The sequence below is a fragment of the Tardiphaga sp. OK245 genome, from assembly GCF_900108575.1.
GTDB classification, from domain to species: Bacteria; Pseudomonadota; Alphaproteobacteria; order Rhizobiales; family Xanthobacteraceae; genus Tardiphaga; species Tardiphaga robiniae.
The window spans coordinates 953,106-961,007 of the sequence record NZ_FNWZ01000004.1; the positions used below are offsets into that span (position 1 = coordinate 953,106).

Here is a 7,902-nt window from a genome sequence, read left to right on the forward strand (position 1 = left end):
GACCCGATGACGCAAACATCACAAGCGCGTTGCCGCAGAGCATCGCGCCAGAATGCCTAATCTATCGCGCCACGCTCAATGAATCGTTGCAAAAAGCGAGGGCCCCAGACGACAAAACCCGCGCCGGAGCGCGGGTTTTGCAGTGCAGTGAATTTTGATAGTCTCGGGCTGCCTTAGCGCTCGACGAACGCCTTCTCGATCACGAAGTGGCCCGGCTTCGAGCCGCTGCCTTCGATGAAATCGCGCTCTTCGAACATGATCTTGAGATCTTCGAGCATGCTCGGGCTGCCGCACAGCATGATGCGGTCGGTCTCGATCGAAAGCGGGCCCTGGCCGATGTCGTTGAACAGCTGCGACGACGCGATCAGGTCCGTGATCCGGCCGCGGTTGCGGAACGGCTCGCGAGTGACCGTCGGGTAATAGGTGAACTTGTCCTTCATCAGCTCGCCGAACAGCTCGTCCTCGGCCAGCTTGGCGACCAGGCGCTCGCCGTAAGCGAGTTCGGAAACCTGACGGCAGCCATGCACGAGCACCACATGCTCGTAGCGCTCATAGACGTCCGGGTCCTTGATCAGGCTGGCGAACGGCGCGAGGCCGGTGCCGGTGGAGAGCATCAGCAGGCGCTTGCCGGGCAAAAGATTGTCGGTGATCAGCGTGCCGACTGCCTTGCGACCGACCAGGATGGTGTCGCCTTCCTTGATCTTCTGCAGGCGCGAGGTCAGCGGACCGTCCGGCACCTTGATGCTGAAGAATTCCAGCTCTTCCTCGTGGTTCGCGCTGGCCATCGAATAGGCGCGCAGCAGCGGCTTGCCATCGATTTCCAGGCCGATCATGGCGAACTGGCCGTTCTGGAAGCGGAACGAGGTGTCGCGGGTGGCTTTGAAGCTGAAAAGTGTATCGGTCCAATGCTGGACGGAAAGAACTTTCTCTCTGTGAAAGGCGCTCATGAGATCTGATTTTCCAGTGCGGGCTTTTTTAGAACAAGTCCATTGTTTGCCGCGTCACGATGCCGAGAAACCATTGCGGCTATTGGCTAATTTTGGTTCTCGCAGCTGCGAATGACAATTAGTCAAAGAAGCCATGAAGTGCAATTGCGGACTGAGGGAGGCGGTCGATTAATTTCCAAAGCAGGTTACCCATGCAGCAGCAGCCCATCTGGCCACGACATTAAATTACCCGATATGGGAGGTTTCGTTCAGTTTCTTGCCGGACGCCGTTAATGGTATCCGGCTGGATCACCCGATCCCGATCCGGTAGTTTCCGGCCACCTCGTTAAAGTCGTCGCAGGCGGCTTTTCGTTCAATCGTCGGCCTGGTCCTTGATGACATCCCTTCGCGACATCCGGGGCGGAAAGCCCCCATCCTATCCCGACCAGTCGATCTATGCCGAATACGCTTGCCGCCAGTTCGGGCTGGATTTCGCCGACGTCGATGGCGGAACGGGCCTGATCTTTACCGTCGGCCACAACGGCAGGAGCGCATCCTTCGGCGCCGGACGCGGCTCGTTCTTTCCGCAGAACAACGCCACGGCTGCGACGCTGGCGAATGACAAGTATTTCGCCAATGTGCTGATGGAGCGCGCCGGCGTCCCGACTTTGGGCGGGAAATACTTCTTCCTGCATGAGCGTTATCGCGCCCATCGCCCGCCCGGTCACGAACATGCTGACGCCGTCTGGCATTTCGCCGAACTCGGCGACCGGGCCTTCATCAAACCGCTGATGGGATCGCGCGGCGACTTTGCGGAGATTGTCGTGGGCGGCGACGCGCTGATGGCCTATCTCAGGCAGGTCGCGCAGTATTATGACGCAATCCTGATGCAGCGCATCTATACCGGCCAGGAATATCGCGTGTTCATCCTCGACGACGAGGTCGTGTATTGCGCGCAGAAGACGGCGCCCTTTGTGACCGGCGACGGCAAGGCGACGCTCAGGCAATTGATCGCCGCGGAGACGTCCGCGCTGGACCGCCACGGGATTTCCTCGGCCGCCACAGGTCCCGACGACACCTCCCTCGATCGCGTGCTGCCATATGGCGAGCGACGCGCGATTCCCGGCCGGATGAATCGCAGCGCAGGCGGCAGCATGAGCTTTGCGGCGCCGAGCAACGAAACTGTTGCCTTTGCGATGGCGCTGCAGGCCGCCATGGCGCTGGGCCTGCGCGCTGGCGCGGTCGACCTGTTTACGGATATCGACGGAGATGCTGCGGCCTTGCGCGTAATCGAGGTCAATGCCAATCCCTCGATCCGCTTTCTCGAAGACAGCGGTCGCGAGGATCTGATCCTGCGCATCTGGCGGCATACATTTACGGCGATTGGCCTGCTCGATGTTTAACCTGCCCAAATATGGCGACGGCCTATGCCTCGCCCGGCTGGCGATGCTGCTCGACGCGCTGTCCATCGACCGTGTCAGGCTGCGCAAACATTCCGTCGTCGTCACCGGCTCCAACGGCAAGGGCAGCACAGCGGCATTCTGCGCCAGCATCGGACGCGCTTTCGGCCTGCGGACGGGCTTGTTCACGTCACCGCATCTCTATCGCTTCAACGAGCGCTTCCAGATTGACGGCGTGCCCGTCGATGACGAGTTGCTCGAAGCCCTTGTCCTGCGCGTGGCCACTGCTATCGCAGATCTCAAGCAGCACACGCTGCATGAGACCTTCGGTGCCTTCGAGGCTCAGTTCGCGCTGGCCTGCCTGTATTTCCAGGAGACCGAATGCGAATTCGCCGTTTTCGAGGCGGGCATCGGCGGACGCTACGATCCGGTTCGGCTGGTCGGCGCCGACATCACCTGCGTCACCTCGGTCGATCTCGAACACGTCAACCTGCTCGGCAACTCGCTGGAGCTGATCGCCTGCGACAAGAGCGATGCCTGTATTTCGGGCGGCACCGTCGTCTACGGCGAGAACTGCCTGCCCATGCGCGGCAATCTCGCCGAGTACAATCGCAACCGCAACGTCACCGGCCTGCATATCGGCGACGAGATCACGATCAGTAACGTCTTTGCATCAGCCAAGGCTCAGGCCTTCAACTGCCGGCTGGGCGCATTCGATCTGCGCGCGCTCGAACTCATGCTGGCCGGCGAGTTCCAGCTCAACAACGCCGCCATTGCGGCTGCGCTGTTCATTCTCTGGATGCAGCGCATGCATCCGGATGCGACCACCAGCGCCATCGATCTCGCGGTCCGGACCGGGCTGCGCGATACCAGATGGCCAGGACGGCTCGAGATCGTTCAGCGCGATCCCCTGACCATCATCGATGTCGGCCATACGCCTGATGGCGTGGCACAGGCCCTGAAGAGCCTTCGCGCCATTCATGGCGATGACAACTGGTTGCTGGTGCTCGGCGTGTCCGGCGACAAGAATGTCGACGATATCGCCAAGCATCTCGCGCCCGTCTTCGATACGATCGTGTGCACCCGCGCCTATCACAAGGGCGCAGACGCGCGCGTGGTCGGCGCTGCAGCGCGCAAGGCCCATCCAGCCGCGCGCATTCATGTGGCCAATGCCATGGAAGACGCGGTGCGCCTCAGCCAGCAACTGGCGCGCGCCGTGCCGCGCAAGATCTATGTGGCGGGTGGACTGTTCGCGGCGATCGAATATGCGACGGTGCTGCGCGGCGGCAAGGCGCAGGATCTGGTGTTTTTTTGAGAGATTGAGCGACCTCTCAGCCGTCGTCCCCGCGAAGGCGGGGACCCATACACGCCGATTAAAAGATTTGGCACGGTGGCTACGGTAGTTTCTAACCTCAGCCTCGGAGGTTATGGGTCCCCGCCTTCGCGGGGACGACACTTGATAGTACCGCAGACCTAATGAAGAACGCTAAGCCTCAATTCGTCCCGCCCGCTGAATCGTCCAGCACTTTAAAACTCTCTTCCAGCTGCGGCGAGATCGAAACGCCCACGCGCTCGCCGGTCGGCAGGCGGGCGACGAACCATTTGTTGTAGAGCGGGATCAGATCACGATTAGAGCCGAGCCGGCGAAACGCACGTTCGACGACAGCCGCAAGCTGCGGCTCGCCCTTGCGGAACATGATGCCGTAGGGATCATAGGACAGGTAATCGCCGACCACGCGGAATTTGTCCTGCGACTTGTGCCGCGCGATCAGACCCGACAGCAGGATATCGTCCGTCGCAAAGGCATCGGCCTTGCCGTCGACCAGCATCTGATAGCTCTGCTCGTGATCGGGCGAGACCACGATGTTGAGACCGAGATTGAACTTCTTGTCGACCGCGTGCATCGCCTGTTCGTTAGTGGTGCCTTTGGTGACGACGATGGTCTTGCCCTTGAAGTCGGTCGGCGCGGTACCCGTGGTGGTTTTCGGCACCATCAGCTTGGTGCCGGCGACGAACATCAGCGGCGAGAACGCGACCTGCTTGCGGCGTTCGGCATTGGCTGTGGTCGAGCCGCATTCGAGATCGATCTTGCCGTCGACCACGGCGGGAATGCGATCGTCCGACGTTACTTTTACATATTCGATCTTGAGCTGGGGATCGTCGACCTCGATGCCGATATCCTCGACGATGGCCTCGCAGAGTTCGAGACTGTAGCCGATCGGCCGGCCCGCCTGATCGAGGAACGAGAATGGCGGCGAGCTCTCGCGGTAGCCGAGCTTGACCACATGCGCCTTCTTGATCGCCGCCAGCGTGGGGCTAAGCCCTTCCGCAGGCGCTTGCGCCTGCGCAGTCGTCGCCAGCAGCAAAGCTGCCAGAAGCCCGGTGATCGAACCGGTCAGATAGTAGCGCATCACGCACCTCAACCATGTCCGAGGGCGGGGATTTCTCCGGGAATCATGTCGCCAGGCACCACATCGTCGGGACCCAGCTCATGTTCGGGCGCGAGTTCGCCTTCCCATTTCGCGACCACCGCCGTGGCCAGCGAGTTGCCGATCACATTGGTGGCGCTGCGGCCCATATCGAGGAACGTATCGATACCCATGATCATCAACAGGCCCGCTTCGGGAATGTTAAACTGGCTGAGCGTCGACGCGATCACTACCAGCGAGGCGCGCGGCACGCCGGCCACGCCCTTCGAGGTGATCATCAACGTTGCCAGCATCGCGAGCTGCGTGCCGAGCGACATCTCGATGTGATAGGTTTGCGCGATGAAGATACTGGCGAAGGTGCAGTACATCATCGTGCCGTCGAGATTGAACGAATAGCCCAACGGCAGCACGAAGCTGGAGATGCGCGACGAGGCCCCGAAGCGGTTAAGACCTTCCAGCGTCTTCGGATAGGCAGCTTCCGAACTTGCCGTGGAAAACGCAATCATCAAGGGTTCGCGGATCAACCGCAGCAGATGGCTGTAGCGCGGCCCGATGACGATGAAGCCGACCACCACGAGGATACCCCACAGGATCGCCAGCGACAGATAGAAGCCGCCCATGAAGACGATCAGCTTCCACAACACACCGAGGCCATTCTTCGACACGGTCGCCATGATCGCCGCCCACACCGCGAGCGGCGCGAACAGCATCACATAGCCCGTCACTTTCAGCATGATGTGACCGAGATCATCGATCAGTTGCAGCATCGGCTTGGAGCGTTCCGGCATGGCGCCCATCGCAACTGCGAAGAACACGGCAAAGATGACGATCTGCAGGATCTCGTTCTGCGCCATGGCGTCCGCGATGGAGGTCGGGATCAGATGGGTCAGGAATTTTTCAATGGAGAAAGCCGACACCGGCAGGCCCGTCGATTGCCCCGCAGCCGGCAGCGTTCCCGGGAAATTCGCGCCGGGCTGCAACAGGTTGACCATCACGAGGCCGAGCAGCAGCGAGATGAAGGAGGCGCTGACGAACCAGCCCATGGTCTTGGCGAAGATGCGGCCGAGCTTGGAGCCCGAGCCCATATGGGCGATGCCGCCGACCAGCGTGGCGAAGACCAAAGGCGCGATGATCATCTTGATCAGGCGCAGGAACAACATGGCGATCAGATTGACGTCGGCCGCGATCTCACCGCGGCTATCGGGCAAATAGTTGAAAACCAGCGAGCCCATCACGATGCCCAGCGCCATCGCGATCAGAATGTATTGCGTAAACCTGTTCGACATACCGACCCCCGTTACACATTCCCAACTGCGACAGTCTGTCATATTGATCAGAGCGCGCAACAAGCTTCGTCAGCCGCATACCGTTTCGGTATCATCAGGCGGCAAATAGCCGTTGTGGAATGCCGCGCTGCCGCATAGCGTCATCGCCAACTACAAAAACTGTGCAGTCTGATTGTTTTGTACGCGGTGACTGCAACAAGTTTCGACAAAGGAAGAAACAGGGAGACAACGGCCATGACCGACACCGTCAATCATCAGGTGCTGCTCGTCGAAAAGCCCACAGGAAAATTGGGGCCCGAGCATTTCAAACTATCAAAGGGTCCGATTCCCGAGCCGAAGGACGGCGAGGCGCTGCTGCGCGTGCGATACATCTCGCTCGATGCGGCCAATCGCGCGTGGATGCACGGCGCGACCTATCGCGCGGCTGTCGAGGCCAATACGGTGATGGCGGGCGGCGGCATCGCCGAAGTCGTGTCGTCGAAGTCGCCTGCGCTGAAGCCGGGTGACATCGTGTTCGGCGACACCGGCTGGCAGAATTACGCGGCGGTGCCGGCCAAGCATCTCAACAAGATGCCATCAATGGAGCCGATGACGCATCTGCTCAGCGTCTATGGCATCGCCGGACTTACAGCCTATTTCGGCCTGCTGGACGTCGGCAAGCCCAAGGCGGGCGAGACCGTCGTCGTCTCGGCGGCGGCCGGTTCGGTCGGCTCCATCGTCGGCCAGATTGCCAAGATCAAGGGCTGCCGTGTGATCGGCATCGCCGGCGGCAAGGACAAATGCGACTGGCTGACCAAAGAACTCGGCTTCGATGCCGCGGTGGACTACAAGGACGGCGCGGTGTTCAAGGCGCTGAAGGCGGCAGCGCCGGGTGGCATCGACGTCTATTTCGACAATGTCGGCGGCGATATTCTCGAGGCTTGTCTCGCCCAGATGAATCTCAACGGCCGCATCGCCTGCTGCGGCGCCATCTCGCAATATGACGGCGCGCCCTCGGCGACCGGCCCGCGCGGCGTGCCCGGCCTGATCGTGGTGAAACGCCTGATCATGCAGGGCTTCATCGTGATGGACTACATGAACCAGCGCGAAAAGGCTTTGACCGATCTGCAGTCCTGGGTCGCCGCCGGCAAGCTCAAGGTCCAGGAAGACGTTATCGACGGGCTGGAGAACACGCCGCAGGCACTGATCGGTCTGCTGGCCGGTGAGAACCGGGGCAAGCGGATGGTGAAGGTGTAGGGCTTCCTTTCCCCTCCCCCGAGCGTAGCGAGCGGGGAGGGTGGCGCGTTTGAGAGCGAAGCGAACAAACGTGACGGGTGGGGTGTCCCACGTGAGGGCGTCGCTTGTGGCCCCCCACCCCGGCCTATCGGCCGACCCTCCCCGCAAAGGGGGAGGGACACCATTGACGCCTGCGCGTCGTTGCGGGTGTGAATGTCAAACAGCCACGGTGCTTCAGACATACGTCGTCACCCCTGTTATTTGCAGCGCGGGGGCGCCGTCGTTGCTTGCATTCCCACCCCCTTGTGAGAGGGCGTGCGGAACGCCGGGTGCCCGTTGCACCCGTGGGCCTGATGCGATGCGGTCTTCCGCAATTGTGAGTGCATCAGGACTTTCGGAGGCGCCGAGCAAGTGCCCGACGTTCCGCCTGCGGTGTTTTTTCGGTTGCTTGCACATCTGCCATGGCGAACGGTCCCATCACCAAAATTAATGTCCCAGGGCGGAGGGACAGGGTAGCCGCAAAGCACTTGGCCGAACGCGTTTTGACTTGGTCGTCCGTCACACTGTCCAGGGGTTTGTCTATCCGAAGATCGGCCGTCTCCTTGCCAGTGGCAGTGCTGGCGCAGATCCGTCCTGCCCGAAGACA

The 7,902-nt window shown here is 61.0% G+C and carries 6 protein-coding genes; 3 read left to right on the plus strand and 3 right to left on the minus strand.

All coding sequences use genetic code 11. From position 1 onward, the window contains the following. Window positions 1-173: 173 nt before the first annotated feature. On the minus strand, window positions 174-947 hold the full coding sequence (locus BLW80_RS23150) for a ferredoxin--NADP reductase (RefSeq protein WP_093759912.1): 774 nt from the start codon (window positions 945-947) through the stop codon (window positions 174-176). A 374-nt stretch (window positions 948-1,321) separates the two neighbouring features. On the opposite strand from BLW80_RS23150, the gene BLW80_RS23155 reads away from it, so the two are divergent. Both BLW80_RS23155 and BLW80_RS23160 read left to right on the plus strand, forming a co-directional pair. Continuing rightward, a complete protein-coding gene (locus BLW80_RS23155; RefSeq protein ID WP_093759914.1) occupies window positions 1,322-2,329 on the plus strand; it encodes an ATP-grasp domain-containing protein in 1,008 nt (335 codons plus the stop codon). Beyond that, a complete protein-coding gene (locus tag BLW80_RS23160; protein WP_093759916.1) occupies window positions 2,322-3,641 on the plus strand; it encodes a bifunctional folylpolyglutamate synthase/dihydrofolate synthase in 1,320 nt (439 codons plus the stop codon). The genes BLW80_RS23155 and BLW80_RS23160 overlap by 8 nt, the downstream gene beginning before the upstream one ends. A 178-nt stretch (window positions 3,642-3,819) precedes the next feature. On the opposite strand, the gene BLW80_RS23165 is transcribed toward BLW80_RS23160, so the two are convergent. Next, window positions 3,820-4,737 (minus strand): amino acid ABC transporter substrate-binding protein, encoded by a 918-nt coding sequence (locus BLW80_RS23165; RefSeq protein WP_093759918.1) that lies wholly within the window; start codon window positions 4,735-4,737, stop codon window positions 3,820-3,822. An 8-nt stretch (window positions 4,738-4,745) separates the two neighbouring features. After that, on the minus strand, window positions 4,746-6,041 hold the full coding sequence (locus BLW80_RS23170) for a dicarboxylate/amino acid:cation symporter (RefSeq protein WP_089266305.1): 1,296 nt from the start codon (window positions 6,039-6,041) through the stop codon (window positions 4,746-4,748). A 234-nt stretch (window positions 6,042-6,275) separates the two neighbouring features. Between BLW80_RS23170 and BLW80_RS23175 the strand changes: the two genes are divergently transcribed. Further along, a complete protein-coding gene (locus BLW80_RS23175; RefSeq protein WP_093759920.1) occupies window positions 6,276-7,277 on the plus strand; it encodes an NADP-dependent oxidoreductase in 1,002 nt (333 codons plus the stop codon). Window positions 7,278-7,902: the final 625 nt, after the last annotated feature.